This is a genomic window from Planomonospora alba (assembly GCF_039534085.1).
Lineage (GTDB): Bacteria > Actinomycetota > Actinomycetes > Streptosporangiales > Streptosporangiaceae > Planomonospora_B > Planomonospora_B alba.
The window spans coordinates 62,419-88,644 of the sequence record NZ_BAAAUT010000031.1; the positions used below are offsets into that span (position 1 = coordinate 62,419).

The 26,226-nt window shown below is 67.7% G+C and carries 23 protein-coding genes; 16 read left to right on the forward strand and 7 right to left on the reverse strand.

Translation table 11 applies throughout. From position 1 onward, the window contains the following. Nucleotides 1-47 precede the first annotated feature (47 nt). The 9 genes from ABD823_RS19805 to ABD823_RS19845 all read left to right on the forward strand — a co-directional run bounded on the left by ABD823_RS19805 (nucleotide 48) and on the right by ABD823_RS19845 (nucleotide 10,271). Entirely contained in the window at nucleotides 48-518 is a 471-nt protein-coding gene (locus tag ABD823_RS19805) for a phage tail tube protein (RefSeq protein WP_344861698.1), read from the forward strand. Next, on the forward strand, nucleotides 518-997 hold the full coding sequence (locus ABD823_RS19810; RefSeq protein ID WP_344861700.1) for a DUF7426 family protein: 480 nt from the start codon (nucleotides 518-520) through the stop codon (nucleotides 995-997). Before ABD823_RS19805 ends, ABD823_RS19810 begins: the two co-directional genes overlap by 1 nt. 193 nt (nucleotides 998-1,190) lie before the next feature. Next, nucleotides 1,191-1,880 (forward strand): class I SAM-dependent methyltransferase, encoded by a 690-nt coding sequence (locus ABD823_RS19815; protein ID WP_344861702.1) that lies wholly within the window; start codon nucleotides 1,191-1,193, stop codon nucleotides 1,878-1,880. Continuing rightward, nucleotides 1,871-4,789 carry a phage tail protein gene (locus tag ABD823_RS19820; RefSeq protein ID WP_344861703.1) on the forward strand — a complete coding sequence of 973 codons (2,919 nt, stop codon included), beginning with the start codon at nucleotides 1,871-1,873 and terminating at the stop codon, nucleotides 4,787-4,789. Before ABD823_RS19815 ends, ABD823_RS19820 begins: the two co-directional genes overlap by 10 nt. Nucleotide 4,790: 1 nt before the next feature. Continuing rightward, entirely contained in the window at nucleotides 4,791-5,660 is an 870-nt protein-coding gene (locus tag ABD823_RS19825; RefSeq protein WP_344861705.1) for a hypothetical protein, read from the forward strand. 11 nt (nucleotides 5,661-5,671) lie between these two features. After that, nucleotides 5,672-6,223 carry a hypothetical protein gene (locus ABD823_RS19830; protein WP_344861707.1) on the forward strand — a complete coding sequence of 184 codons (552 nt, stop codon included), beginning with the start codon at nucleotides 5,672-5,674 and terminating at the stop codon, nucleotides 6,221-6,223. Nucleotides 6,224-6,844: 621 nt separating this feature from the next. Then, on the forward strand, nucleotides 6,845-9,577 hold the full coding sequence (locus ABD823_RS19835) for a fibronectin type III domain-containing protein (RefSeq protein WP_344861708.1): 2,733 nt from the start codon (nucleotides 6,845-6,847) through the stop codon (nucleotides 9,575-9,577). A 21-nt stretch (nucleotides 9,578-9,598) separates the two neighbouring features. Beyond that, complete coding sequence (locus tag ABD823_RS19840; RefSeq protein ID WP_344861710.1) at nucleotides 9,599-10,120, forward strand: hypothetical protein; 522 nt, start codon at nucleotides 9,599-9,601, stop codon at nucleotides 10,118-10,120. Then, nucleotides 10,113-10,271, forward strand: coding sequence for a hypothetical protein (locus tag ABD823_RS19845; protein WP_344861712.1), 159 nt, complete (start codon nucleotides 10,113-10,115; stop codon nucleotides 10,269-10,271). The genes ABD823_RS19840 and ABD823_RS19845 overlap by 8 nt, the downstream gene beginning before the upstream one ends. Nucleotides 10,272-10,276: 5 nt before the next feature. On the opposite strand, the gene ABD823_RS19850 is transcribed toward ABD823_RS19845, so the two are convergent. Next, complete coding sequence (locus tag ABD823_RS19850) at nucleotides 10,277-11,236, reverse strand: intermediate filament family protein (protein ID WP_344861714.1); 960 nt, start codon at nucleotides 11,234-11,236, stop codon at nucleotides 10,277-10,279. On the opposite strand from ABD823_RS19850, the gene ABD823_RS19855 reads away from it, so the two are divergent. From ABD823_RS19855 to ABD823_RS19870, 4 genes are all read left to right on the forward strand, one after another. Then, nucleotides 11,223-14,513 carry a phage tail protein gene (locus ABD823_RS19855; RefSeq protein WP_344861716.1) on the forward strand — a complete coding sequence of 1,097 codons (3,291 nt, stop codon included), beginning with the start codon at nucleotides 11,223-11,225 and terminating at the stop codon, nucleotides 14,511-14,513. The two genes, ABD823_RS19850 and ABD823_RS19855, sit on opposite strands and share 14 nt — an antisense overlap. Then, entirely contained in the window at nucleotides 14,510-14,851 is a 342-nt protein-coding gene (locus ABD823_RS19860) for a hypothetical protein (protein WP_344861718.1), read from the forward strand. Before ABD823_RS19855 ends, ABD823_RS19860 begins: the two co-directional genes overlap by 4 nt. Nucleotides 14,852-14,861: 10 nt before the next feature. Further along, complete coding sequence (locus ABD823_RS19865; protein WP_425566630.1) at nucleotides 14,862-15,656, forward strand: peptidoglycan recognition protein family protein; 795 nt, start codon at nucleotides 14,862-14,864, stop codon at nucleotides 15,654-15,656. 121 nt (nucleotides 15,657-15,777) lie between these two features. Continuing rightward, nucleotides 15,778-16,032: a hypothetical protein gene (locus tag ABD823_RS19870; protein ID WP_344861722.1), complete on the forward strand. Its 255-nt coding sequence runs from the start codon at nucleotides 15,778-15,780 to the stop codon at nucleotides 16,030-16,032. 144 nt (nucleotides 16,033-16,176) lie between these two features. Here the strand turns inward: ABD823_RS19870 and ABD823_RS19875 are convergent, their stop codons facing one another. The 6 genes from ABD823_RS19875 to ABD823_RS19900 all read right to left on the reverse strand — a co-directional run bounded on the left by ABD823_RS19875 (nucleotide 16,177) and on the right by ABD823_RS19900 (nucleotide 21,092). Then, on the reverse strand, nucleotides 16,177-16,344 hold the full coding sequence (locus tag ABD823_RS19875; protein ID WP_344861724.1) for a hypothetical protein: 168 nt from the start codon (nucleotides 16,342-16,344) through the stop codon (nucleotides 16,177-16,179). A gap of 596 nt (nucleotides 16,345-16,940) precedes the next feature. Continuing rightward, a complete protein-coding gene (locus tag ABD823_RS19880) occupies nucleotides 16,941-17,741 on the reverse strand; it encodes a hypothetical protein (RefSeq protein WP_344861726.1) in 801 nt (266 codons plus the stop codon). A 78-nt stretch (nucleotides 17,742-17,819) separates the two neighbouring features. Beyond that, on the reverse strand, nucleotides 17,820-17,951 hold the full coding sequence (locus ABD823_RS19885; protein ID WP_344861728.1) for a hypothetical protein: 132 nt from the start codon (nucleotides 17,949-17,951) through the stop codon (nucleotides 17,820-17,822). Further along, nucleotides 17,948-19,063, reverse strand: coding sequence for a radical SAM protein (locus ABD823_RS19890; RefSeq protein ID WP_344861730.1), 1,116 nt, complete (start codon nucleotides 19,061-19,063; stop codon nucleotides 17,948-17,950). The genes ABD823_RS19885 and ABD823_RS19890 overlap by 4 nt, the downstream gene beginning before the upstream one ends. Before the next feature lie 142 nt (nucleotides 19,064-19,205). Continuing rightward, on the reverse strand, nucleotides 19,206-19,862 hold the full coding sequence (locus tag ABD823_RS19895; protein WP_344861732.1) for a hypothetical protein: 657 nt from the start codon (nucleotides 19,860-19,862) through the stop codon (nucleotides 19,206-19,208). A gap of 429 nt (nucleotides 19,863-20,291) precedes the next feature. Further along, on the reverse strand, nucleotides 20,292-21,092 hold the full coding sequence (locus ABD823_RS19900) for an SAM-dependent methyltransferase (RefSeq protein ID WP_344861734.1): 801 nt from the start codon (nucleotides 21,090-21,092) through the stop codon (nucleotides 20,292-20,294). Between the two features lie 155 nt (nucleotides 21,093-21,247). Between ABD823_RS19900 and ABD823_RS19905 the strand changes: the two genes are divergently transcribed. The 3 genes from ABD823_RS19905 to ABD823_RS19915 form a co-directional block, all read left to right on the forward strand. After that, a complete protein-coding gene (locus tag ABD823_RS19905) occupies nucleotides 21,248-22,390 on the forward strand; it encodes a hypothetical protein (protein WP_344861736.1) in 1,143 nt (380 codons plus the stop codon). A 35-nt stretch (nucleotides 22,391-22,425) separates the two neighbouring features. Continuing rightward, entirely contained in the window at nucleotides 22,426-23,337 is a 912-nt protein-coding gene (locus ABD823_RS19910; protein WP_344861738.1) for an inositol monophosphatase family protein, read from the forward strand. Between the two features lie 585 nt (nucleotides 23,338-23,922). Next, a partial coding sequence (locus tag ABD823_RS19915) for a DNRLRE domain-containing protein (RefSeq protein ID WP_344861740.1) occupies nucleotides 23,923-26,226 on the forward strand: 2,304 nt, incomplete at its 3' end.

A 26,226-nucleotide genomic window follows, 5' to 3' on the forward strand; every position in this document is an offset into this window, starting at 1 on the left:
GCGAATGCGGTTCCGCATTCGCTTTTTCTTTCACGAAGGAGAGACCAATGGCGCTGCGCTCCCTGCTCGCCAAGGACTGGACCGTCGAGGTCAACACCGGTACCCAGGCGGTGCCGGTGTGGACCCCGATCAAGGGCCTGACCAAGTTCGCCGAGACCATCGAGTCCGAGACCCAGGACGACAGCGACTTCGACTCCAACGGCTGGGGCAGCGACGTCGTCACCCAGCGGAAGTTCAAGCTGGAGTGCGAGGGCCGCCGCAAGCGCGACACCGGCTCCCCGACGTTCGTGCCCGACCCGGGCCAGGAGGCCGTCCGGCAGGCCGGCCGCGTCGTCGGCGTCGAGGCCAACATCGAGGTCCGCTGGTACCGCAAGGACGGCTCCCCGGACGCCTACCAGGGCTTCGTCGCCGTGGACTACAAGGGCGGCGGCGGTGAGACGACCGACCTGGAGCCGTTCGCGTTCGACCTGCTCGGCCAGGGCGAGCCGACCGAGATCACGAACCCGGCGGCCGACTGATGACCAAATTCCGTGATCTCAGCGAGTTCTTCGACCCCCGCTTGCGGCTGCCGGTCGACGGCAAGACGTACGTGATCGAGCCGGTCGACGCCGAGACGGGTCTGCTGTGCCGCCGCCTGATGGAGGTGTCCATCGAGGCGGCGGGCGGCGGTGAGCCCGACACCGAGGGCCTGGAGGCGCTCGTCCTGGACGACGACCAGGAGAAAGACCTCTACAAGCGGATCCTCGGCGGCGTCTACGACGAGCTGTTCACCGACAAGCTCGACTGGCCGGTGATCCAGCACATCGGCACCACGGCGCTGGTGTGGGTCGTCGCCGGGGTGGATGCGGCGGTCAAGCACTGGGAGTCCGCGGGGGAAGCTCCGGCCCCGAACCGGGAGACACGTCGAGCGGCGGCGGCCCGATCGACCCGGTCACGGGGCTCCGTGAGTGGTACGACCCCGACGACGGCCTCAGCGTCGAAGAGGGCCAGAAAGTAGCGTGGGCCGACCTGCTGGCCCGGTGGGCGCTGGTCGAGGCTGACCTGCACGAGCACTACGGCCTCGACGTCGGCGCCCCCGGGCTGCTCGCGTCCCGGTCCTGGCGGTGGCTGCAGGTGCGGCTGCTGGGGCTGCTGGCGGCCGACACGCGGATCGCTCGCGCGCTGGCCCCGCCGGACGACGGCGGCAAGCGGTGAAGCCGCGGCTGCTGGACGCGTGCTGCGGGGTCGGCGGAGCGACGCGCGGCTACCAGCTCGCGGGCTGGCACGTCACCGGCGTCGACATCACCCCGCAGCCCCGCTACATCGGGGACGCGTTCATCCAGGCGGACGCGATCACCTACATCCGTGAGCACGGCCACGAATACGACGCGATCCATGTCTCCCCGCCGTGCCTGGCCTCGACCGCGCTGACCAAGGGCACGAACAAGGGCCGCGCGTACCCGCAGCTCATCCCCGCCACCCGGGAGGCGCTGGAGACGACCGGGCGGCCGTGGGTGATGGAGAACGTCGTCGGAGCTCCGCTGCGCCGGGACCTGCTGCTGTGCGGGGAGATGTTCTCCCTCGGGGTGCTGCGGCACCGGATCTTCGAGCTGAGCCCCCCTGACCTCGTCGGCCCGGTGGAGCACCCCAAGCACCGGGGCCGGGTCTCCGGTATCCGCCATGGCCGCTGGTACCGGGGCCCGTACGTCGCCGTGTACGGCAAGGGCGGCGGCAAAGGCACCGTCGCGCAGTGGCAGGACGCCATGGACATCCACTGGCCGGCCACGCGGCGGGAGATCGCGCAAGCGATCCCGCCCGCCTACACCCACCTGATCGGTCGCGCCCTGCTGGCGCACCTCGGCATGGACACAGAGCAGGAGGTGAGCGGCCCGTGGGACTGAACGTGGGCGAGTTGTTCGCGACCATCGACCTGCGGGACCGGCTGTCGGCCGGGCTGCGGCGCGCGATCGGGAACCTGCGGGACGCCGCCCGGGAGGCCGGTGTCCACATGGGGTCCATCGGCGGCAACGCGACCCTCATGGGGACGTCGCTGGTCGCCTCGGCCGCGAAGTTCTCCGTGATGGCGTCCGCCATGGCGGTGACCGGGCAGGGCGCGCTCTCGCTGGGGGCGGCGCTGGCCCCGGCCGCCGGGATCGTCGCGGCGCTGCCCGGCGCGGTCGCGCTCGGGGCGGCCGCGCTCGCGACGCTGGCGGTCGCCCTGTCCGGCGTCGGGGACGCGTTCTCCACCGCGCTCGGGGACGACCCGGCGAAGTTCGAGGCGGCGCTGGCGAAGCTGTCCCCGGCGGCGCGGGCCGCCGCGCTGGAGGTGCGGGCGCTCAAGCCCGCGTTCGACCAGCTCAAGTCCAGCGTGCAGGACGGCCTGTTCGCGCCGCTGGCCGGGCAGATCAGCGCGGTCGCCTCGGTCCTGGGCGGTCCGCTGCAGGCGGGCATGACCGGTGTCGCCTCCGCGTTCGGGCAGGCCGGGGTGCAGGTCGCCGAGTTCGTACGGTCCAGCACCGCCGTGGCGACGGTCAACACGATCTTCGCGTCACTGCAAGCCGCAATCCGGGACCTGACCCCGGCGCTCCAGCCGCTGCTGACCGGCTTCGCGAAGCTCGCCGCGGTCGGCGCGACCTTCTCGGCGTCGCTCGCGCCCGGCATCGCCGAGGCCGCGACCCGGCTCGGGAACTTCCTGTCGGCCGCCGCGGACTCCGGGCAGGCACTCGGGTGGATGCAGGGCGCCGTGGAGGTGTTCCGGCAGCTCGGCTCGATCTTGCAGGACGTGTGGGGCATCGTCTCCGGGGTCTTCGACGCGATGCGGACCTCCGGCGGCGACGCGCTCGGCGTCATCGGGCAGCTCCTCGACGGCCTCAACGCGTTCGTCAACTCCGCGCAGGGCCAGGACGTGCTGGTGTCGGTGTTCACCAGCATCGGCCAGGTCGGCCAAGCGCTGCTGCCGGTGATCCTGGCGCTCGCCGCCGGGATCGGCAGCATCGCGCCGCTCGTCGGGCAGCTCGCCCAGGCGATCGGGCCGATCCTCACCACGGCGATCAACGCGATCGTCCCGGCGATCTCCGCGCTCGCACCCGGGGTGATGGCCGTCGTCAACGGCATCGGCAGCGCGGTGGCCGCGATCGGTCCGACCCTGGCCCCGATCGGCCAAGCCATCTCCGGGGTGCTGGTCGCCCTGTCGCCGCTGCTGCCCGTCATCGGGCAGCTCGCCGCGCTGATCGCCTCGACCCTGGCCGCCGGCGTGCAGGCGATCACGCCCGCGCTGGGTCCGCTGGTCGCGGCGTTCGGGCAGCTCGTCACCTCCCTGTCACCGTTGATCCCGCAGGTCGTGACGCTCGCGGTGACGCTGATCAACGGGCTGCTCCCGGCGATCACTCCGCTGATCCCCATCATCGGGCAGCTCGCCGCGCTGTGGGCCGGGACGCTGCTGACCGTGCTGCAGACGTTCCTGAACGCGCTGCTGCCGATCCTGCCGCCGCTGTCGCAGCTCGCGCAGGTCCTCGCCGGGGTCCTCATGCAGGCCATGCAGGCGCTCGCGCCGGTGTGGGTCCAGCTCGCCCAGGCGGTCGCGTCGCTGGTGCCGGTCATCACGCCGCTGATCGCCCTGGTGGCGCAGGTCGCCGCGCAGCTCGGGCAGATCCTCGTCCAGGCGATCACGCTGCTGGTGCAGGCGATCTCACCGCTGATCCCGATCATCGTGCAGGCCGCCTCGACCATCGGGACGGCACTGCTGGAGGCGCTGATCGCGCTCATGCCGTCGATCATGCAGATCATCGGCGCGTTCGTGCAGCTCCTGCCGGTGCTGACGCCGATCGTGGGGATCGTCGCGCAGCTCGTCGCGGCGTTCGCTCCGCTGGTGGCGGAGATCCTGCCGGTCGTGACGCAGTTGATCACCGCGTTGACGCCGGTCGTCGTGCAGATCGTCGGCGCGTTCGGTCAGCTCCTGGCCGCGCTGATGCCGATCATCTCGGTCCTGGCGGACATCGTCATCGCCCTGATGCCGGTCGTGACGTGGCTGGTGCAGGTCGCCGCGACGATCCTGGAGAGGGTCATCCCCGTCGTCGGGGACCTGATCAAGTGGGTGATCGACCTCGCCGCGAAGATCCTCTCAGCGCTGACCCCGGCGCTGCAGTGGATCCGCGACAAGATCCCCGAGGCGTGGGAGTGGGTCCGCAGCAAGATCGACTCAGCGATCGAGAACATCAAGGGCATCATCAACTGGTTCTCCGAGCTGCCCGGCATGCTCGGCCGGTGGGTCGATGACGCCCGCAACGCCGTGACGCAACGGTTCGATGACCTGGTCAACTGGCTGCGGGGCCTACCGAACTCGATCTTGAACGCGATCGGCAGTCTCGGCGGGCTGCTGGGCGGCCTGGGCCATGACCTGATCATCGGCTTGTGGAACGGCATCGTGGGCATGTGGCAGTGGTTCCGCGATTCCATCTACAACTTCTTCTCCAGCATCATGCCGCAGTGGGTCAAGGACGCCCTCGGCATCGCTTCCCCGTCGAAGGTGTTCGCCGAGATCGGCCGCTTCACCATGATGGGCATGAGCGAGGGCATGCTCGCCTCGCAGCGCGGCGTGCTCAACACCGCCGCCGGGATCGCGGGCCGGTTGTCGAAGTCGTTCGATCCGAAGCTCACCGCGAGCTTCGGATCGACCGGCCTGCCGGTGACCGGCGGCGCCCGGACGGCGGGCGCGTCGATCCACGTGGTCAACCACTACCCGCAGGCCGAACCGACGTCCACGACGGTCAACCGCGGCCTGCAGTACGCGGGCGCTCTGGGGGTGGTGTGAGGTGCCGACCTACACGCTCGACGGCGTCCCCCTGGACCATCCGGCCGGCTGCTGGACGCTGAAGAAGGGCACTCGGCGGCGGCCCCTGCCCGGGGTCCGCGCGGTCGAGGTGAGCGTGCCGGGCCGGGCCGGGGAGCTGCCCGTGCTCGGCCTTGACCACGCCACCACGACCATCCCGCTCGTGCTCGGCGTCACCGGCCGGTCCCCGGCCGGCGCGCACGGCGGGTTCGAGCAGTTGGAAGCCAACCTGGAGGCGTTGGCGGCGCTGCTCGGGGTCCGGCACCGGCTGATGACGCTCACCTACACCGCCGGGTCGATCACCCGGGCGGCGGAGGTGACCATCACCGCGGTGTCCGATCCGGAGGTCGACGTCGGCGCGGTCCGGGCCCGGCTGACGGCGTTCGCGCGGGTGCCGGGCGTCTACTGGCGTGACCCGGCGGAGGCGACCTGGGCGGGTTCGGCGAACGCCTCCGCGCAGCCGGTCACGACGCTCGCCGGGTCGACGGCGCCCATCACGGACGCGCTGGTGCGGATCACCGGACCGGCCGTCAACCCGCGCATCACCGATGTCGCGACCGGCGGTGCGGTCACCCGGCCGGGCGGTCTGCTCGCCGGGGAACGGCTGCTGCTCGACTGCGCGACGATGCGGGCCGCGCTCGTGGACACCGACACCTGGGATCTGGCCTCCGGGGACGACGTGACCGGTCAGATCGACGCGACCGGCCCCGGCTCGGCGTTCCGGTGGATCCACTTCACCCCGGCGGTCGCGCTGGCCGACCCGCACTCCCGGGCGGTGCTCGTCACCAGCTCGGCCACCTCCACCACCGCGGCGTCGATGCTCGAAATCCGGGCGCGCCGCGCCTACCTGTGAAGGAGACAGGCATGTCGATCGACGCGATGGCACCCGACTGGGGTACGGCCAACGACTGGGTGCCTGCGATCGGATACCGGTCGCAGGTCCAGAGCATCCCGGCGTGGCAGGCCAACGAGAGGATAGCCGTCTCCTCCCTGCCGAGCCTGATCGCGGTGAGCCTCACGCTTCCCGCGGACTTCTCGTTCCAGACCCTGCACCTCGGCATCGGCGACAACCCGAACGCGACGGGATCGTGGAGGGCCGCGGTCTACGACGGTAAGCGGGGCTACGTCGCCGGTGCGGTGACCTACGACGTGCAGGCCACGCCGTGGGGAGGCTGGTGGCAGGTCTCCTTCCCCCACTCGGTGCCGGCCTCTCCTGACGGGAACAGCGTGTGGGTGGCGCTGGAGCTGTCGAAGCTGCAGAACGTGGAGCTGCCCGTGCTGAAGCCCACGCCTGCGGCTGTCGGGCTGCTGGACGGGATGTGCTACGGCAGCACGGCGCACACGGAGCTGCCCGCCGTGATCAACTTCGTCGGCTGGGACAAGCAGCCGCGGATCCCGGTGGTCGCGCTGAGCTGATGGATTCGCTGCCGGGCGGAAGCTGCGTTTATTACATGAGCAGCAAGCCATAAATGCCATGCCCGAAAAATGTTGGGCAAATATAACTGTCGGCGCATCATATATGGTTTCCCGAAAAAATTAATCGGAGAAACTATAAAGAGTCTACGGTGAGCTAACGTCTTTGCTAGGCTAGCCGCAAGAGAGGCGAGGCCCCGAGTCGGCGTCCGGAACCTCCTCGGAGCCTCGCTGCGGCTTGGCTGGCTGCCCGCTAGCCGAATGCTAGTCGAGCGTCAGCCAAGCCCACCTCCCCGGAGGAGTTCCACGAGTAGCAGCAGTAGCTGCATCCACAGCATCCGCTCTTCGCTGCTCGGCCCCCCGGGCTGGTGGCCACACATCGGGTTTCCCCGCCTTTCTTGGACCGGTTCCCACAGGGGACAGCTCCGGTCCACCAGCCGTCCCCGGGGGTCGTCTGGCTGTAGGGCGTGTGACCAACGAGCACACTACCAAGCCTTCGGAAGCACTGTGGCGGAAACTCTGAAAACAGGTCAGCGTTTACTGAATTGCCACTCACGAAACGTTTACAAACGTTTCGGGAACTAAGAGAAACTGGTTCCAAACGGTGGGACGGAGGCATAAACCGTGCCTTTCCTCCTGCGTCTCGTGGTCTACGCACCCAACGGTGACCGTCTCGGCACGCTGCCGCACCCGCTGAGCTGCGACACCGGGTGGCCACTGGACGACGTGCCGAGCCTGCGGCTGCGCTACAGCGCGCACGCGCTCGGCGCGGACCTGCTCGCCTCCCCCTGCGAGGTCGCCGTCGAGTGGTCCGTCGACGGGCAGACCTGGACCGAGGACCCCGACTCGCGGTTCCTGCGGATCAAGCGGGCCGTCAACGACGTCGACCGGACCGGAACGGCCGTCTACGAGATGCCCGGCTACGGCTGGCAGCTCCGGAAAGTCGTGCTGTACCCCGGCGGGACGCTGGTCGACGGCAAGCGGGCGTTCCTGTCGGCGACCGCCGGGGAGATCCTGCAGACGTTCCTGGCCGAAGCGAAGGCGCGCGGCACCGCCCTCGGCCTGGACTGGGACTTCACCCCGGAGCGCGACTCCGCCGATGAGTCCTGGTCGAAGGTCTTGACGATCTACTACGAGCCGGGCCTGGACGCGCTGACCACCCTCATCAACCTCGCCGAGCAGGGCGTGTGCGACTTCCGGATGCAGGGCCGTACCTTGCAGGTGTTCAACGCCGACCCGGGCGGTGAACTGGACCGGGACCTGGCCAGCGGGGACGCGCCCGTGGACCTGCGCTACGGCCGCGACATCGTGGACGCCCCCGACGAAGGCACCCTGGAGGACCTGGCCAACGCGGTCCTCGTCGTCGGTGACGACGGGTTCCGTGTGTCCTTCTCCTCCGGGGCGACGGCCGGGCCGTGGGGCCGGTGGGAGACCTATGTCGGTCAGGGCGGCGTCTCCGACATGGGCACCGCGACCCTGCTCGCGCAGGCGGCCCTCACGCGCGCCGCAGCCGAGCGGATCCAGCGGACCCGGCAGATCACCCTGGACACCGCACGGTGGCTGCCCTGGCGCGACTACCGGCCCGGGGATCGAGTGCTCGCGCCCGGCGACGGCGGTGTCCTGGAGCCGCTGCGGATTCGGCAGATCACCCTCGTGCGGGACGAGCGGGGCCACATCACCGGCAACTTGATCTTGAATGACCGGTTCCTCGAGCGCACGGTACGGCTCGCGCGCCGCACGGCCGGCATCGTGGGCGGGTCGACCGCGGAGGGCGGGTCGGGGGCGCGTCCGGCTCCGGAGGCTCCGTCGCCGCGCACTCCGGCCGCGCCGGCCGGGTTGATCGTGAATCCGCTGGCGTATCTGGACGCGGCCGGGACCGCTCAGGGGCAGATCACCGCGACGTGGGGAGCGGTCATCGCGGACGGGGGCGGGGTCGCGCTCACCGTGGGCGGGTATGAGCTGTTCGCCCGCCGCAACGAGCAAGGCGCGCCGTGGTTCCTGATCGCGGTGACGGAGGCGACCGACACCACGGCGACGTACTCGCCGCTGCCGGTCGGTCAGCAGTGGGCGTTCAAGGTCCGCGCGGTCAACCTCGGCCAGCGCGGGCCGTTCTCCGCTGAGGTGGCGGTGACGATCCCGAACGACCCGCATGCGCCGCCGGTGCCCTCGGCGCCGCAACTGTCGACCCGGCTCGGCGTGATCCGTATCGGCTGGGACGGTCTCGGTGCGGGCGGGGAGGCGATGCCGCGCGACTTCCACCGGCTACGGATCTGGATGCAGGACCCGCTCGCGCCCGGCTGGGCGGAGGTCGGTTACCTCCAGGCCGCCGGGTCGGTCGTGGTGCCCGGCCAGCCGTACGGCGCGGACCGCGAGGTGCGGTTCACGACGGTCGACTACTCCGGGAACGAGTCCGCGCCTTCACCCGGCGCGGTCATCGCCACGGTGCCGCTCGTGGCCGGGGACGCGGCCGAGGAGTCCATCACCACCGGCAACCTGACCGCCAACGCCGTGACGGCCGACAAGCTCGCGGTGGGCGCGGTCGAGGCTGAGCACATCGCCGCTGAAGCGGTCACGGCGGGCAAGCTGGAGGCCGTGCTGACCTTGTCGACGCGGATCGTCGCCGGGTCACCGGCCGCCGCCCGGGTCGAGCTCAACAGCGCCGGGTTACGGGCGTTCAACCCCGATGGCGTGCAGACGGTGGACATCTCCGCCGCGTCCGGCGCGGTCGCCATCGTCGGGCAGTTCGCGTCCGGCACGGTCGGCCGGCGGATCATCATCAACCCGGCGGGCGCCGTGGACCCGGAGATTCGCTTCTACCCAGGGTCCGGCTCGAACTTCGCGCGGATGTACGTCGATGGTGACGGCTCGATCGTCCACGTCTCCGGTCTGTCGCCGGACGGGACGCGCCGCTCGGCGGTGATCCAGCGGGGCGACGAGTGGCGGGCCTACGTCTACGACCCGGCCACCAACCTGGCCGGGGGCGGCTACATGCTGGCCACCCCGGCGGAGATGGAGATCGGTTACAACGACATCGGCGCGAACCAGAACCGGTTCCGGTTCACGTCCAGCTCGGTCGAGTACCGGGGCCGCTGGTCCTACAGCGGCGTCGAGGCCGGGCTGATCATGTTCGCGCTGAACCTGTCGTCGGGCAGCTCCTACAGCAACATCGGGTGGGGCGCGACCTTGTTGTCGGTGCCGTTGTGCGTGGTCGGCGCGGAGTATTCCTCCGGCACTGGCGCTTCGACGCTGAGCATGTTCGTGCGCAGCCGCACGACGTCGAACTTCGGGATCGCGGCGGCGACCACGACGAACACGGGCCAGCCGGTCGTCGCGATGATCTGGGCCTGGCGGCAATGACGACCTCAGGGAGGGGCGGCGGTGGCGGTAGCGCAGTGGGTCGTGACGGGCGTGGGGGAGACCACCGACACCTCGGGGCGGATCCCGTTCTGGGTGATCACCTACCAGGTGCCGGAGAGCGTCGCCGACGACGGCACGGTCACCTACTACCTGCCGAAGGCGGCGCTGGAGCACCGGGTCGCCGAGTACGGCCTGGACAGCGTGGAGGAGGCGCTGGAGATCGCGCTGTACGAGCCGGTGCTGGGGCCGCACCAGGCCGCCGGGGAGCTGGAGATGCTCACCCCGGCGCTGCTGAGCCCGCAGGAGGCCCGCGCGCAGGTGGACCAGCAGATCGCCATCTGCAAGGAGAAGTACGGCGTGGTCGTCACCGCGGCGCCCGCGCCGCCGGACGCGAGGATGAGCAGGGCCACGAGCGCGGCCCCAGACCCGCTGCGCGTCATCCGTGAGCAGACCCGTATCGACCTGATCCGGACGGCGGCGCTGCGCGTCGAGTTGGACCGGATCCGGGTCATCCACCGAACCGAGGAGGCCCGCCGTGGCTGAGCAGCAGTCGTTGAACGTCAGCTACGAGCAGATCATCGAGGGCCTGCGCCGCCGGATCGCTGATCTGACGTACGAGAACGTGGTCCTGGGCGCGGCCGTCGACCAGCTCACCGCCGACCTGACCGAAAAAAGAGGCAGTGAGAATTCCTGACCTGATCAATTCCGGAAATTATCCGGAATAACTAATGCTTCTCCTGCTGCGATGGCGCCCCTGATGCTTTGACTAAGGGTGCTTTCCACGGCATCGGCATGTTGAGTTAGGCTTCGCATGGCGTCAGTATCATCCGTCATCGCCAGCAGGTCATGATATTTATCATTTCTATGGAGCATCTCCTGCGCCAAGAGCGCCGAGTCCGCCTCTTGAACCTGGGTGGCGTATTTCTCTAGGGCGATTATACGCTGCGCCGTTGCATGAATCGACCTCTCTAGGGCTTTTCGCTGCGGAGCCAGAACAGCATCCAGTTCCGGTGAGACAACTCCACGGCGCGCCTCAGCTTGCTCATTTGCAAGCTCCGATTGAACTTGTAGCAGCCGAGCGATCTCCCAAACTTGCCTAGGGAGTATGACTTTATTGGCAATGCCATCTAGCAGGCCACGCTGCTTGACCATGGATTCATCGACGATCTTTACCGCCTTTCGAGCCCTCCACATCATCCCGCTGAACTGGGAGTTCAGTGACGCAATAAATACAACGCCATCCATTCGACGCCCTCGCAAACAGTCATCAATATGGCTAGCAGCGTTGCCGAGAATCATGTTTCGCGCATGCCCTGGCAAGTCGGGGTCAAATACAGGATCGAGCATACTTGCTGCATGCTTTATATTTGCTGCGACCCTGTCGCTGGCCATCCGTGCCGCCATCACCTCCCTCTCCTTTTTAGCTTCAGCCTTTTCTGCCAGGCTGGCCATCCACTTGAGAACCGGAAGTATTAGGTAATAGAAAATCCCAATAATTATGCCGGTGTAAAATCCAAACTCAATCACAACAAAGCCCCATTCTTCGTTTTGTGCCTTCCATGGCGACATTTGCATCAACGCATCGACAAGGATACCTGGGGATGAAGCTTGATCATTGCAGCCCTTTGAGGCCGAGTGAGGTCCATTGAATTCGATCATTCTTCAGGGAGATCATTTCCGGTACGGCTTGCGCCTGGTCGCTTACGCCCCGAACGGGCCTCGTCTCGGAACGCTCGCGCAGCTCCTCGGGTTCGAGGCCGGGATGCCCTTGAATGACGTGCCGAGCCTGCGGATCTCGTATTCGGCGCACGCGGCCGGCACGCAGCATCTCGCGCAGCCGTGCGAGGTCGCGCTGGAGTACAGCGTGGACGGCGGGCCCTGGGCTGAAGCGCCGGACGGGCGGTTCCTGCGGATCAAGCGGACGACCGATCACACCGACATCACCGGCGTGCGGACCTACACCTGCCCGGGGTGGGCGTGGCAGCTCCACAAGCTCGTGCTGTACCCGGGCGGGGTCATGGCGGACGGTAAGCGGATCTTCTCCGCGGTGTCGGCGGGCGCGATCCTGCGGACGTTCATCACCGAGGGGCAGGCACGTGGGGCGCTGCCGGGCCTGACCGTGGACTTCACCACGACGCACGACTCGGCGGGCGCACCGTGGGGCACGAAACTGACGCTGTCAGTGGAGCCCGGTACGCCGCTGCTGACCCTGCTGATCAACCTCGCTGAGCAGGGCATCGTGGACTGGCAGATGCAGGGCCGCACGCTGCGGGTCTTCCGGGAGGGCACCGCGCTGGCGCGTAACCTCGCGGCCGGGCCGGACTCGGTGGACCTGCGGCTCGGCCGCGACATCATCGAAGCGCCGGACGACGCGACCTTGGAGGACGCCGCCTCAGCGATCCTCGTGACGGGGGAGGCGGGGCTGCGGGTCGAGGTGACCAACCCCGCCGCGACCGTGCCGTGGGGCCGCTGGGAGACCTTCCAGTCCCAGGGCGGCGTCACCGACCACGGGACCGCGACGCTGCTCGGGCAGGCGGCGCTGGCGCGGGCCTCCGGCGAGCGGGTGCAGATCACCCGCGGCATCATCCCGCACCTGGCCCGGTGGCTGCCCTGGGCGCACTATCGGCCGGGGGACCGGGTGCTCGCGCCGGGCGACGGCGCGGTGATGCAGCCGTTGCGGGTCCGGCAGATCACGCTGACCGCTGACGTCGACGGCCAGGTGTCGGGCAACCTCGTCCTCAACGACCGGTTCCTGGAGGCCGACATCAAGCGGGCCCGCCAGGCCGCCGGGATCCTCGCGGGCGGCGTGTCCACGGGCGGGTCCGGTCGGCCGCCCGCTCCGGAGGCCGGCGGCCGGGCCCCGACCGCGCCGACCGGGCTGCTGGTCGAACCGGTGGCCTACATCGGGCCGGGCGGGATCGCGGCCGGGCAGATCACCGCGACGTGGGCGCCGACCCTCACGGACACGGCCGGGGTCGCGCTCGACATCGACGGCTACGAGCTGTTCGCCCGCCGCAACGAGGTCGGCGAGCTGTGGAGCTTGATCGCGATGACCGGTGGCGGCGACACCACGGCGACGTACTCGCCGCTGGAGGTCGGCTGGGAGTACGCGTTCAAGGTCCGGGCCACGTCCCGGGGCGTCAAGGGCGTGTTCTCCGAACCGGTCGCCGTGGAGATCCCGGATGACGCGGATCCGCCTCCGGTGCCGTCCGCGCCGGTCCTGTCGAGCAGGCTCGGGGTGATCACCGTCGCGTGGGACGGGCTGACGTCGGACGGGCAGGCGATGCCCGCCGACTTCGCGCGGGTCCGCGTGTGGATGCGTGACCCCCTGGCCGAGGACCCAGCGGCCGCGATCGACTACCTGGACGCAGCCGGGTCCGTGGTGGTCGCCGGTCAGCCGTACGAGGCCGACCGGGAGTTTTTCTTCACGGCGGTCGACCGCTCCGGTAACGAGTCCGCGGCCTCGACGGCGGCGGTCATCGCCACGTTGCCGCTGGTGGACACCGACATGATCGGCGCGGTGATTGACGGCGCGGACATCATCGACGGCACGATCGTCGCTTCCGACAAGGTCGTCGCGAACTCGATCACGGGCTCCCTGATCCAGGCGCTGGCGATCCAGGCCGGGCACCTGGCGGCGAACTCCGTCAGTGCGGACACGATCGAAGCTGGGGCGATCACAGCGGGCAAGCTCGCCGCAGTGCTCACCCTGTCCACGCGGATCGTCGCGGGCAACCCCACCGGTGCGCGGGTGGAGCTCAACTCGACCGGCGTGCGCGGCTACGACTCGGGCGGCAACGAGCTGGTGTCGCTGCTGAACACCGGCTCGTTCACGCTGCGGTCGGCTGCGTCGGGCCCGCGGGTGCAGTTGGACACCTCGGGGCTGCGGGCGTTCAACAGCTCCGGCGTGACCACCGTCAACATCACCTCGGCGGGCGCGTTCACGCTGCGTTCGGGCACGTCAGGCGCACGGATCGAGCTGGACACCTTGGGCCTGCGCACCTACAACAGCAACGGCCAGCAGACAGTGAACGTTTCGGCGGCCACCGGCTCCGTCACCATCATGGGCCAGTTGGTGTCCGCCCTGTCGGGGCGCAGGCTCGTCGTGAACCCGTCCGGCCTGACAGACCCGGAAATCAGGTGGTACGAGGACGGGTCGAACTACCACTACATCACCGCTCAGGTGGCAAGCGCGAACACTTTGCAGATCGGCAGCGTGCCGATGAACGGCCGGAAGTTCATCATGCAGGTCGATCCCAGCGGGGGTAACTACATCGGGTTGGTCACCCAGCCGGACCACGGCACGATCTCCGGCATCAGGTGCCTCACCGACGGCAAGGTGTGGGTCATGGGCGGCGGCGGCCTCAGCGTCAGCGGAGGGATCATCGCCGGTGGGGACCTCGTCCTTGAGGGGAAGGCGGGCGATTCCGACGGGTTCCGGTGGACAGCGCAGAGCGGCCCCGGCGACGGGTCGTTCCGCGCGTTCTGGAATGGCGAGCTGCACTTCGTCCGCAACGACCTCAACACCATCGTCAAGACCTTCATCATCGACCACCCGCAGCCGCAGCACGCCGACCGGTATCTCGTACATGCCACGACCGAGAGCCCGCACAACGGCGTCGAATACTGGGGCGAGGTCGTACTCGGCGAGGACGGGACCGCATTGGTGGAGCTGCCCGGCTACTTCGAGGCGCTCACTGCGGCTGAGGGCCGGGCCGTGCTGCTGACGAGTCGAGAGACGCCCGTTGAGGTGTCGGCGACCTACCCGGCCCAAGGCCGGTTCACGGTGCGCGGCCCGGCCGGCGTGTCCGTGTTCTGGCTGGTGAAAGCGATTCGTCAGGACGTGCCGCCACTGCTGGTTGAACCTCGCCGGGACGAGGTGATCGTGCGTGGTGATGGCCCGTACCGCTACTACACACCGAGGAGCGTCCAGTGAACGAGCAGCCCTCCGCGGACGTCTCGCTTGCGCTGGCCGAGCTGCGCCGCCTGGTCGAGGTCGGTTTCGAGCGGACCTCCGGGCAGACCGCGCTGATCTTGCAGCGCCTGGACCACGTCGACGGCCGTCACGCCGAGCTGGCCGAGCAGGTCCGCAAGGACCGGGAGACGGCCGAGGTCCGTCATGTGGCGTTGGAGAACCGTCTGGATGCGGTGGAACGGGAAGCGGTGACGAGCGCGCAGCTCGCCGACCGGACGAAGCAGATCATTGCGATCGTCACGGTGCTGGTGACGACCGCCGGAGTGATCGTGGCGTTGATCAGCCTGACGAAGGGATGACGCGGTGAGAATGATCTCCCGGAGGGGGTGGAGGGCGGAAGACCCGTCCGGCTCCTACACGCGCATCACCCGCACGCGCGGGGTCAAGGTCCACTATACGGGCGGATACGTCAACCCCAAGATCGTGGACGATCACCGGATCTGTATCGAACTGGTGATCAGTTTCCAGCGGATGCACATGTCCGGTGGCCGAGGCGAGAAGTACATCGACCTGGGCTACAACCTGGTCGCTTGTCCCCACCGGCGCGTTTTCATGGGCCGCGGCCCTGGGGTCGTCCCGGCCGCCAACGGGCCGGGCCTCAACTCTGAGCACTACGCCGTGCTCGCCCTCGTCGGCTCCAGCGGGTTCACCGAGCCGAACGACGAGCTGCTGCACGCGGTGGTCGATGCGGTCGAGTACCTGCGGCGGGAGGGCGGCGCCGGCCGGGAGGTCAAGGGCCACCGCGACGGATATGCGACCTCATGCCCGGGTGGGCCGCTGTATGCGTGGGTCCGCGCGGGCGCGAAACGGCCGAAGGAAGAACCGGATCCGAAGCCGACTCCCAAGCCGAACCCGAAGCCGGAGACGTCATGGATGGAGGCCCTCGTGAAGAACCTGCCGCCCCTGAAGCCGGGCGACGAGCACAAGCACGTCAAGACCTTGCGGTGCCTGCTGCTGGCCCGTGGCGTGCAGGAGCCGAAGAACCTCCACTCGTTCGTCTACGACGACGCCCTGACGGCCGATGTCGAGGCGTTCAAGAAGGCCAAGGGCCTCGGGTCGGGTCCGGCCTGGACGAAGGAGTGCTGGATCAAGGCGCTGTCGTGACCGACGACGACCGGCCCGGGATGCTGCCCGGCCTGGTCGACCTGACGAACTGAACGATCTTCCCCTGCAGGGCCAGCCGATCGGCTGGTCCTTTCGTATTTCTCACCCCTTGGGAGGGGCCATGCACGGAGATGTCATCCGGGAGAAGGCACCGGTCGAGAAGAAGGTCACCGCGTCCACCGCGGGCTCGTACCTGGGCCTGCTGGCGCTGCTGACGGTGCTGCAGACCGTCAACGCCGACCTGGACCTGATCGCCTGGCTGCCGGACTGGCTGGAGTCGCTGGCGGTCCCGCTGCTGCCGGGCCTGGTCACGTACGCGGCCGGGTACGTGACCAGGCACACGCCTCGGCCGGACCTGCCGCTCGACCAGCGGTAGCGGCCACGGCTGGAAGACCAGTCACCTGCGGATATGCGACGCCCCCGTCGTCCTTCGGGACGACGGGGGCGCTTTGTGCTTTCGATAGTCTCTACGGTCGGAGCCCCGGCCCGTGCGGCCATGCTCGGCCGGGGCTCCGCAGTGTCATCTCTCCATGAGCAGGTGTAGGGCGACGAACACAGCCCCGGACGCCATCAGGCCGTCCTTGATGCTCTCTGCGATAGACGCGTCTCCCGCGAAAGCCAGCAGGCCCATTGCGCCCCCGATGATGAACGAGGTCACGGTGATGAGGACTACGCGGGTCGAGAGCATTGGAGGGCGAGGATCACTGTCGAGATGGGTAGGCTGGGTCATGGAACGACCTTTCGCGTGGATGGAAGGGTTTCGACGGCTCCCTGTTGCAGCAGGGGGCCGTCACATTTCGCGACGACCGCGCCGTTCATCCCTTTCGGAACTACTCAAGACCCTATCCACCCGAGGGCTTCCCGTTATCCGGCCATGGCGTCAGGCTCTCGGCGTTGTGGACCTCGGATGCCCGATTCAGAGGGACGTGAGAGACCGCGTCGACAACCGTCGAAGGAAGCAAGTGATTATCTGCCGGGGAGCACCGAACCGGCACGGTCTACGGGATCATGCAGCCGACTTTGCCGGAACCCTGGCCATAGCGTGTTCACATGAACATGGACCGCGATAATCCGCTGGTGGAAGCCGTGGTAAGCACGCTCCATACGGGCTTGGGCAGTCAAGGTGCCGTGTAGTACGTGTTGCTGCCCAGTGAGATGTAGGGCTACTTGACCACCACTAGTTGGCGGGCAGCGGACACTGTGACACCCGGATGATCGCTCCATATACGTGGACGCCCTGCTCCTCCCGGTGGAGGAGCAGGGCGTTTTCTTCGTTTCCCGAGGTCAGGTGCGATAGGTCAGCCAGTCGCGGGCGGCCCGGTTCATCGTCTGCACCCACGGCGTGGGGTTGGCGTCTTCGATCTCCTGCCACAGATGTACGTTCGCGCGGGCGAGCGCGGCAACGCCTTCGGCCGGGGCCTGCGTCCAGGCGGGGATGCGCGCGGCGACCTGGTCGGCTTCGGTGGCGGTGTGTCCGGCCGCCATCAGCCGCAGGATGAGGCACGCGGGGTCGATCCATCCGGCGCCGCGCGTGGGCCAGGCCCAGTCGATGAGCAGTGCCCGGCCGCCGGACATCAGCACGTTGACGGGGTTGTAGTCGGTGTGCAGGAGCCGGTCACCGGCGAACCAGTCCAGGTCGGCGGGGTCGGTGACGTAGGTCCGCCAGCGATGCTCGGCGGCCTTCACCGGCAGCTCCGGGCAGCGGATCTGTCCGAGCGTGGTCATCGTCTCCACGAGCTGGTCCAGGTCCGGTGAGCCGGGCCGGTAGTCGGCGTGCCGGCCGTCGACGGCCTCGAAGCCGAGCAGGTCCCAGTCGCCGTCGTCCACGCGCCACAGCAGCCGCGGCGACAGGTGGGTGACGTGCGGGTTGATCAGGGCTTCCATATCCTGGGTCCAGCGGCGCGGGTAGTCACAGCGCAGGCCCTTGGCGAACACCGGCCCGGTCGCGGTGTCGAGCACCGCGGCGATGGCGGAGTTGAGTCCTTCGGAGACGGTGTCGGCTGACCAGATCGTACCGGTGTGCTTTTCGACGGCCGCGCGGGTGGTGTTCGGCAGGTCGTCCCAGTGCAGGCGTTCGACTGCCACGATGCTCCTCGGTGGTCGTTGCTCACATAGCGGAGGACCGCCTACGGGTCAGCGTAGGCGGTCCTCACCGGGTCAGGATCAGTAGGGGGCGTCGTCTCCTGCGGAGCAGGAGCACTTGCTGGATGCGACGATCGCGTCCACGTCGTCGATCAGCTCGATCTCCTCGGCCGGGGCGGGCCGGGGACCGAGCTCCACCATGACAGCGGTCATCGGGTGTTCACCTCCTCTCGTTCTCGGTGCTGGCAGTAGTTCCGCAACGGCGAGCCCGCCTTGCGGTAGAGGGTGACGAGCGGCATGCACGTCCCGCAGGTGCCTTGCAGGGTGCATCCGGTGCAGCCGCCCTGACGGAGCAGGAGCTTGTCGGCGATCTGGCCGAGGCGGGCCAGGCCCTCCACGCCTTCGTCCAGCAGCTTCACGTACGGGTCGCGGCCGATCTTGCAGATGGACGCCTTGCCGTGCGGGTCGACGTGGAAGAACGTGTGCCCGGCGTTGCAGCCGGTGAACGGCTTGCGTTTGCGCAGGTGCTCAGCGGACTGTGACGGCAGGGTCTCGTCGCCGCCGTAGATCGTCGGCGACATGTTCACGTACTCGTCGTAGGACAGGCCCCACCGCTCGGCCATGGCGCGCATCTGCTCCAGCTCGGCCGCGTTGGTCTGGGTGACGATCAAGCTGAGTTTCAGCGGCAGGCCGGCCTCCAACGCAGCCGTCACACCCGTGATGAATTTGCGCCAGGCGCCGCGGCGGCGCACGAGCGCGTCGTAGGCGGCTTCGGTCGCGCCGTACATCGACAGGGTGATGTCCTGTGGCCGGTAGCGGGTCAGCAGGTCCAGGACCTTCGGGTTGGACAGGCGGGAGCCGTTCGACAGGAGCGTCAGCATCATCCCCAGCTCGTAGGCCAGGCCGTAGGTGTCGATGAACAGCGGGTCGATCATGGGTTCGCCGCCGGTCATCTGGAGCCACACCACTCCGGCGTCACGCAGGGTGTGCAGCATCTTCTGGCGCTCGGGCCAGGTCATGCCCTCGAATCGCTTCAGGCCGAGGTAGCAGTGCTCGCAGTCGTAGTTGCAGCCGAGGTTGAGTTCGTAGGTGGCGCGGACGAACCCGTGCGGGGACGGGTCGCGGATGAGGGTGGTGGCGGCGAGCGGGGCGTCGCTGATGTCGGTGTCCCACCGCCGGGCGACGGCGTCGGTGTACCAGGTCGGCGGAGTGGTGGCGGCGCGCAGCTCGGCGTACTTGCTGGCGGAGATTCTCAGGCCGCCGGGGCTGCCGGGCCGCAGAACGAGGTACTCGCCGAGGAACGGGCTGACGAGGAGTTCGTGCATGGTGCCTCCGTGCCGGTCGTGGGCTGGCCCCTCGCGGGCGAGCAGGAAAGGAGTCCGGTGACGCTCGTCCGCGAGGGGGTTGGTCGGCGCGGCGACGCTGGAGATACACGGGTTGGGCTGCCTCCTGCGCCGCCGCGCCGGGCTATGAGGTGAGCAGGAGCGTCTCGCGGGGGTCGGCGCCGTGCTCGATGAGGGCCATGTCGTTCAAGTGGACGACCATCTGCGTGGCCAGCGCGTACGGCAGGAGCGCGAACTCCTCCCAGCCGACGAACCGGTTGTGGTCGCCGGTGAAGACGGGCATGCCGCCCGGCCCGGGTTCGTAGAGGTCGGCGAGCACGCCGGCGGACTCGTAGCCGCCCACGGTGTAGACGGCGGCGGACTTGCGAAGCTGGGGGCACCACCGCAGGGAGGCGGGGATGCAGGCCCGGCAGGTCGGGGGCGCGTTGGTCAGGCCACCGGAGTCGTTGGTCCCTCGCCAGCCGGTCTCGGTGATGACCCACCAGATCCGCCCGGTCGCCGGGTCGGCGGCCGGGCCTGCGCATACCTGGCACAGGCCCTTGGCCATGCATTCCTGCTGGCGGTGCCGGTTCAGCATCCGCCACATGACCTGGCCGCGGCGGTTCGTGCGGGTCCGGGCCAGCAGGACGCCGCGGTGCCAGTCCGAGCGTGGTCGCGGCTTGTGGTAGGACAGCCGCAGCTCACCGGAGAGCGGGTCGGGCGTGAAGATCAGGCGCGGGGTGACGGCCTCCCCGGAGTAGGCCAGCACGTACGGCGCGGGGATGTCCTGGGGGGTCGTCATCGTCTGTCACCGGCCCGGAAGCGTATGTCGCGGGGGAGGGTGATCCACCGGGTGACGACCTTGAGCACCGGACGCGACGTGGACGCTGGGCGGCTCATGCGCTCTCCTCCTTCGCAGTCAGCGGTTCGGCCGTGGCCAGGCGCTCGCACAGTGCGCCCGCGGACGGGGCGTGCAGCGTCCGGGCAAGAGCGCCCGCGCGAGGGGGGCGGGTGGCGTACCAGGTGCCGTGGGCCGACCAGATCGTCCAGGCCGGGTAGAGGCAGCCGACGCAGTCCGCCAGCGTCTTGCGCTGGGTCTCCTCAAGGGCGAAGGGCGCGGACCGCCCACGGCTGCCACCCCCGGCGGCCGGTCCGCGCCCGGCCGCGTGCTCCTGGACGCCACCAGGAGCACGCGGGCACGGCGGCGCGACGGTTGAGGTGTCGCGCCCGCTCATGGTCGTCCTCCTGGCCAGGTGGCGACTGCGCCGAGGATCTGCGGGGTCGGGTGGTGGAGGTCGTGCTCGGGCCGCCACCGTGCGACCGGGACCAGGCCGGGGGCGGTGATGTCGAGCCCGGCCAACAGCGCGCGGATCTGGCCGGAGGTGCGTGGGGTGATCGGGGTATCGGTGTCGGCGAGCACCCGCACGATGGCTTTCGCGGCGGCCGGGGCGAGCCCGTCAAGGCACAGGTGGGAGATGACGAGCGTGCTGCCGGGGGCGAGGTGCTCACCGATTGCGGCGACGACCCCGGCCGGATCATCGGTGAAGTGCAGCACGTCGGCCAGGAGCACGGCGACCGGCTGATCGAGGTCGAGGAAGCCTTGCACGTCCGGGTCTTTCAGGACGGTCTGCGGGGCATGAAGCTCACGGGCCACGGTCATGGAGGTGCCGTCTGCGGTCAGCAGCGCGCGGGCGTGGGCGAGCACCATCGGGTCGTCGGAGGCGTAGACGGTCCGGGCGTCCGGGGTCAGCGCGAGCGCGATCTCGTGGACGTTCCTGGGGCGGGGAAAGCCGCAGCCCAGCTCCAGGATCTGGGTGATGCCGTCTTCGGTGATGAGGTGGTGTAGAGCGCGGTCGGTGAATTCGTGCTGTTCACGCAGCACGGCGGTGATGGAGGGCAGGATCTCCTGCAGGCGGTCGGCGGCGGCCCGATCCGAGGGGAAGTGGTCTTTCCCGCCGGTCAGGTAGTGGCGGATGCGGGGCCAGTTCGGGGTTAGGGGATCGAAGGCGCCCGCGGTGGCAGGGGAGCGCATGCCCCGACCGTAGGACTTGACGAGTTCGCCTCACACCTGCGGGAGAGTCCGCAATCACTCGGGTTTCGCGGTGGCCGTGACCTGGGTTTTTATTTAATCTCCGGAGTTTGCCCATTGGAATGGGTAATCTGGCGCCACGACCACGAGGAGGCCCGATGCCTACCCAGACTCGGGGCGGAGAAAGCCCTCAGGCGCGGGGACGTGAACTAGCCCGTATCGGCCGACAGTTATGGCAGGAGACGGGTTCGGTTAAGAAGGCCGCCATCGAGTTGATGAATCGATATCCCGACATACCCAGTCTTCAAGCGCACCGCTACGCGTGCAGCCTCTCCCAGGATCAAGCGGCCGTTCGGTACAACGAGGTGACCGGGTACCAAACCAACCTGGGGGGCACCTCGATCAACGCCTGGGAGACATGGGCACGTGCTCGCGGCGGCGCTGGTTCGCCTCCGTCGTTCTCCAGTCTCCTGATTCTCGCCACCGCCTACAGCAGCGGCCCGCTCGGCGTGGCGACCGAGCACATCTCCCCCAGCGACCTGATCGCTGAGGCGTACGAACGGCTTGCCCCCGAAGACCAGCTTTCGCTCAAGAGATTCACCGAAGCCGACACTTCCCGGTCGCCGGTCGACACACACGCCGCCACGGTACGACGCCCAATCTGGCGGGATGACCAGGCGATTCCCGCAGAAGACAACGTCATCGGCCCGGACTTCAACCTCACCGCTCCGACTGTGGAGTACGGCAACCCCGAGCTTTGCGTTTACTCCCTGCCCAACCCCCGGCCAGGCCGGTTGCTGAACCTGAGCTGGGCCTCCTTCGGATACGGGATCGAGCGGCTGATCCAGCAGATCAAGGACGTCGGGCGGCGCGTGGACGTAGACGCCTGCTTCGGAATCAACGAAGCCGGCCTAGTCATGGCGACCTTCCTCGCATCCGCCCAGTTCGGGCGATGTCCTATCGGGTACCTCAAGTGCAACAAGAGCCGGGATTTCATCGCTCTCGATCCAGCCTCGATGTACCCGGAACTGCCGGAAGCCCCGTCGATCGTCCTGTGCGACTTCGAGGTCAAGCACGCCGACGTCGTCGGCTTCATCACCCGGGAGATCCGCAAGCGGTACCCGGGTGCGGAGATCTACTTCGCCGTCTTCGGAGCCATGACGAAGGAGCAGAACCTCGAAGTTGCCAGCTTCGATGACCTCACCGGCGCCGACATCATGCGGGCCGCGGACTTCAAAGCGGTGTTCATCGCTGCGACCATGAGCCCTCCCGGCATCGAACCACCCCTGGAGCTACGCTGACAAACCGGAGGTGCATCGTGACGTCCCATCCCCCTTTGCCCGGCATCGCGCAGGAACTTGCCGAGCTGGTCTCAACGGTGATCGGTGAAATCCGCCCCCGGCTGATCGAGGCCGCTCTGTCAGGTGACCGCTCGGAGAACAGGAACCTTCGGCACACCGATAACTTCCTGTCGGACTACGACTTGTGGATGCACGAGCGCTATCGAGCGCTGCTGACGGAAGTCTTCCCGTCGTACATTTACGCCTCCGAGGAGGCAGACCCTCAGGTTGTCGGAGACGACCCTGACCCTGACCTGTGCATCCTGGTCGATCCGCTCGACACGAGCGAACTGGCCGTACGGGCACTCTACGGCTATACACATGTCCTGGTTTACTCGCGCAGTCTCGCCCGCCCCATTGCCGCAGTGGTGGGCGACATCTTCCACCACCTCCAGATTTACCTGGCTGCTCGTGACGACGCCGGACAGGACCGTGCCGTCCTCTTCGCCCAGGACGGAACTCCACGCACGCTGCGGTTGGACCGGTTTCCCTCGCTGCCGGAAGCCTTGGTCACCAACTATCTGATGAAGCCTGACCGCTTTCAGGCGCTCGCCCAGCAGACCCGGTTGATCGAGGCATTGGAACAGCCTTCTGCGGACGGAGCCAGCCGGGGCCGGATCGGCGTGGACTTCGGGTCCATCAGTCTGTGCCATGTCGCGGCAGGCTTCAGCGATGCGACGGTCGAGTTCGCGAAGGGCTTCGCTGTCTGGGACCTTGCGCCTGGCCACTACATTCTCAACGCCGCCGGAGGGGTGGTTGTCGATCTCCAAGGCCGTCCTATCCCGTTGGACTACCAGTTCGGCACGGTGGCCGACATCGGCAAGGCCATGGACCGACGTCAGAAGTTCATTGCCGCTTCCAGCCTGTCTCTTGCTCAGGACATCGTTGCTGCCCTGACAAAAGCGTAGTCCTGGCAGGAAGCCCGTCTCTCAGCGGGAAAGCGACGGCCCCCGGCGGGGTTAGAGCCGGGGGCCGTCGCACTTTGTCCACCCGAAACGTAGACCAAGTGATCGCTAGTATTCCATCCGCTGCAGGGTGCCCGCTACGTGGCCGGTGACAGCGGCAGGTCCTTGCGGATGAGCCGGACCCGGGTCGAGGCGACGCGACGCGACGCAGCAGCTCGACGGGACGGCCGGAGGCGTCGCGGATGACGGCCCATAGGAGCCAGGGACGAGTTTCAAAGCAGCGGCTTCGATCCTGGTGGCGGTCCGGGTCCGGCCGGTCTCGTTGATGCGGGCCGAGTAGCGAGATCAGAGGTGCCTGCAGTCATGGGATGCCTCAGCTGAACAGCAAACCGCCAAGGCGCTCCAGGCTCGCGTCGAGCTCTGCAAGATCAACGAAGCATCGTCAATACTATATTGACGGCCTTCGATCACATGATCTTCGGGTGGCCACATCGGACACTCAAGCACCACCTTTGAGATCATCTTTACTTTTACGCGGCCTTTATGTAAAGATCATCCGGTTTGTCGTAACGATCACGAAAGGCCGGAGTGAACACACATCCCCCCGGGTTCGGCGCGCTGACTCACCGCCGCCGCACCTCGCTGATAGCCGTCCTCGGGCTATCAACCTCCCTCATAGCAGCGGTACCCGCCGCCGCCGACCCCGCCCCCACACCCTCTGCGTCTACGACACCGGCCCCCGCCGCCGACCTGCTCGCCCCCCTTAAGGCAGAGGCCAAGAAGCAGAACAAGCGCATCGAGATCGAGTCCTACCGGACGGAGACCTCGACCACGTACGCCAATCCCGATGGCAAGACCCTTTATGCCGAGGTGCACTCCACCCCGATCCGGGTGCAGAAAGACGGGGTCTGGCAGCCGATTGACACCCGGCTCGTCGAGCAGGACGGCGTCATCAAGCCCAAGGCCATCAAGGGCGATCTGACCCTGTCTGCCGGTGGTGACAGCACCGTGGTGGAGATCAAGAACGAGAAGGGCAAGGCCACAGTCGCCGCCACCGGCAAACTGCCCAAGCCACGCCTGGCCGACAACACCGCCACCTACCCCTCGGCCTACGGCAAGGGCGTCGACCTGGTCGTCACCGCCACCCCGACCGGCTTCCGGCAAGAGATCGTCATCCGTCAGCGGCCCACCGGCAAGCTGAAGATCCGCGTCCCGGTGAATCTGCCCAAGGGCACCCGCTACGGCAAGGACCCCTCCGGAGATCTGTCCCTGCTCGCCGACAAGGGCGGCAAGGAACTCGTCGACCTCACCACCGCGCAGATGATGGACGCGGCCGCGGTCGCCGATCCCGAGAAGGGCAAGGTCGGAACGGCGGCTATGACCGCCGAGCAGAGCACCGCTGGCCAGGAACTGGTGATCTCCCCGGACGCCAAGTTCCTCGCCGATCCCGCGGTCACCTACCCGGTCACCATGGCGGCGGCCTCCGACACCTGGACCGGCACCGGCCTGGAAGACGACACCTTCGTCAGCCACAGCTACCCCTCCAGTTCCAGCAACCGGGGCTTGGACCGCCTCATCGCGGGCAAGTCCAACAGCGGCAGCGTGACCTGGCGGACCTACATCCGCTTCAATGTCGCCGGTACCCCGTTGATGGGCGGCACGGTGGAAAACGCCGACCTGCGGCTGTGGAACCACGAGTCCAACACCTGCGACTCACAGATCAACTCCGGGATCATCGCCCGTCCGGTCATCAGCGACTGGCACGCCAGCACAATGACCTGGAACAACCAGCCGGCGGTAAGCGGCAGCGCCTTTGCTGCCAGCAAGGGTGCCTACGACAAAGACTGTGCCCGTGGCGAGGGCGAGTTGTACTACTCCATCGAGGAGATGGTCCAGGGCTGGATGGACGGCGCCAAGGACTACGGGGTGCGGCTGAGCGCCGTCAGCGAAAGCGACGTCACCAACTGGCGCTGGTACCGCTCCTCCGAGTACGGCTACTGGGGTGGCGGTGACTATCCCCGCGGGCCCGTCCTGTTCGTTCAATATGCTCCAGCTGAAAAGTTTTCCGCCGTCTATCCAATTAGACCAGGAGAAACGCCGCCAGAATCTTATGAATACGATCTGGCGAAGCAAAAAGCAGGGTACTCTAGAGATATTCCACCTTCAGCTCCCGCCTTGTCGGCAGAAGCTGCGATAAAGGTAGGGCTAGAAACGGGTGAGGCTGTCGGTGATGCCCTTATCAATCAAGGGTATCCTGAGCACCTCACCGAGGCCGAAGCTGTCGCAGGAGCTGATCCGGATAGCGGGTCGGATGCTCCTCCAATTGGCCTTCCTGCTCCTAACGTTGAACCTACGGCTCCCGACAAAGAAGATCTGATTTACAATCAGAATCCCTTCTTTGAGACGGATATTACTCCTTGGGTGGTTGAAGGAGGCGAGATTGGCCGCTCAACCGACCAAGTGCAACAGGGGGAGCATTCTGCGCTTTTGAAGAAAGAGAGCGCAGATAGCGTAACAACTGCCCGCTCGGAAATGATATCAGGGATGAGGGCCGGCGAATCCTATCGTCTCGAAGGATATTTCTGGCAGTCGGGAAATGCGCAGACGACTGTCAAATATGGCGTCGACTGGTTCGATGAAAGCGGGACCCTAGTAGTTTCGGACCTGCATGAATATCCAGTCATCCAAAATAGTTGGAGCACTTCGGAAGACCAGTGGGTCTGGGTTCCCGACGGGGCAGCTAAGGCCCAGTTACGTATTACGGTAGAGACAGAGGTAGTTGGTCCTCTGTACATGGACTCGCTTGCGATTTTTGGGCCTAGTTCTACGCCGACAGTGACGCCGACAGTGACGCCGACGCCGACAGTGACGCCGACGCCGACAGTGACGCCG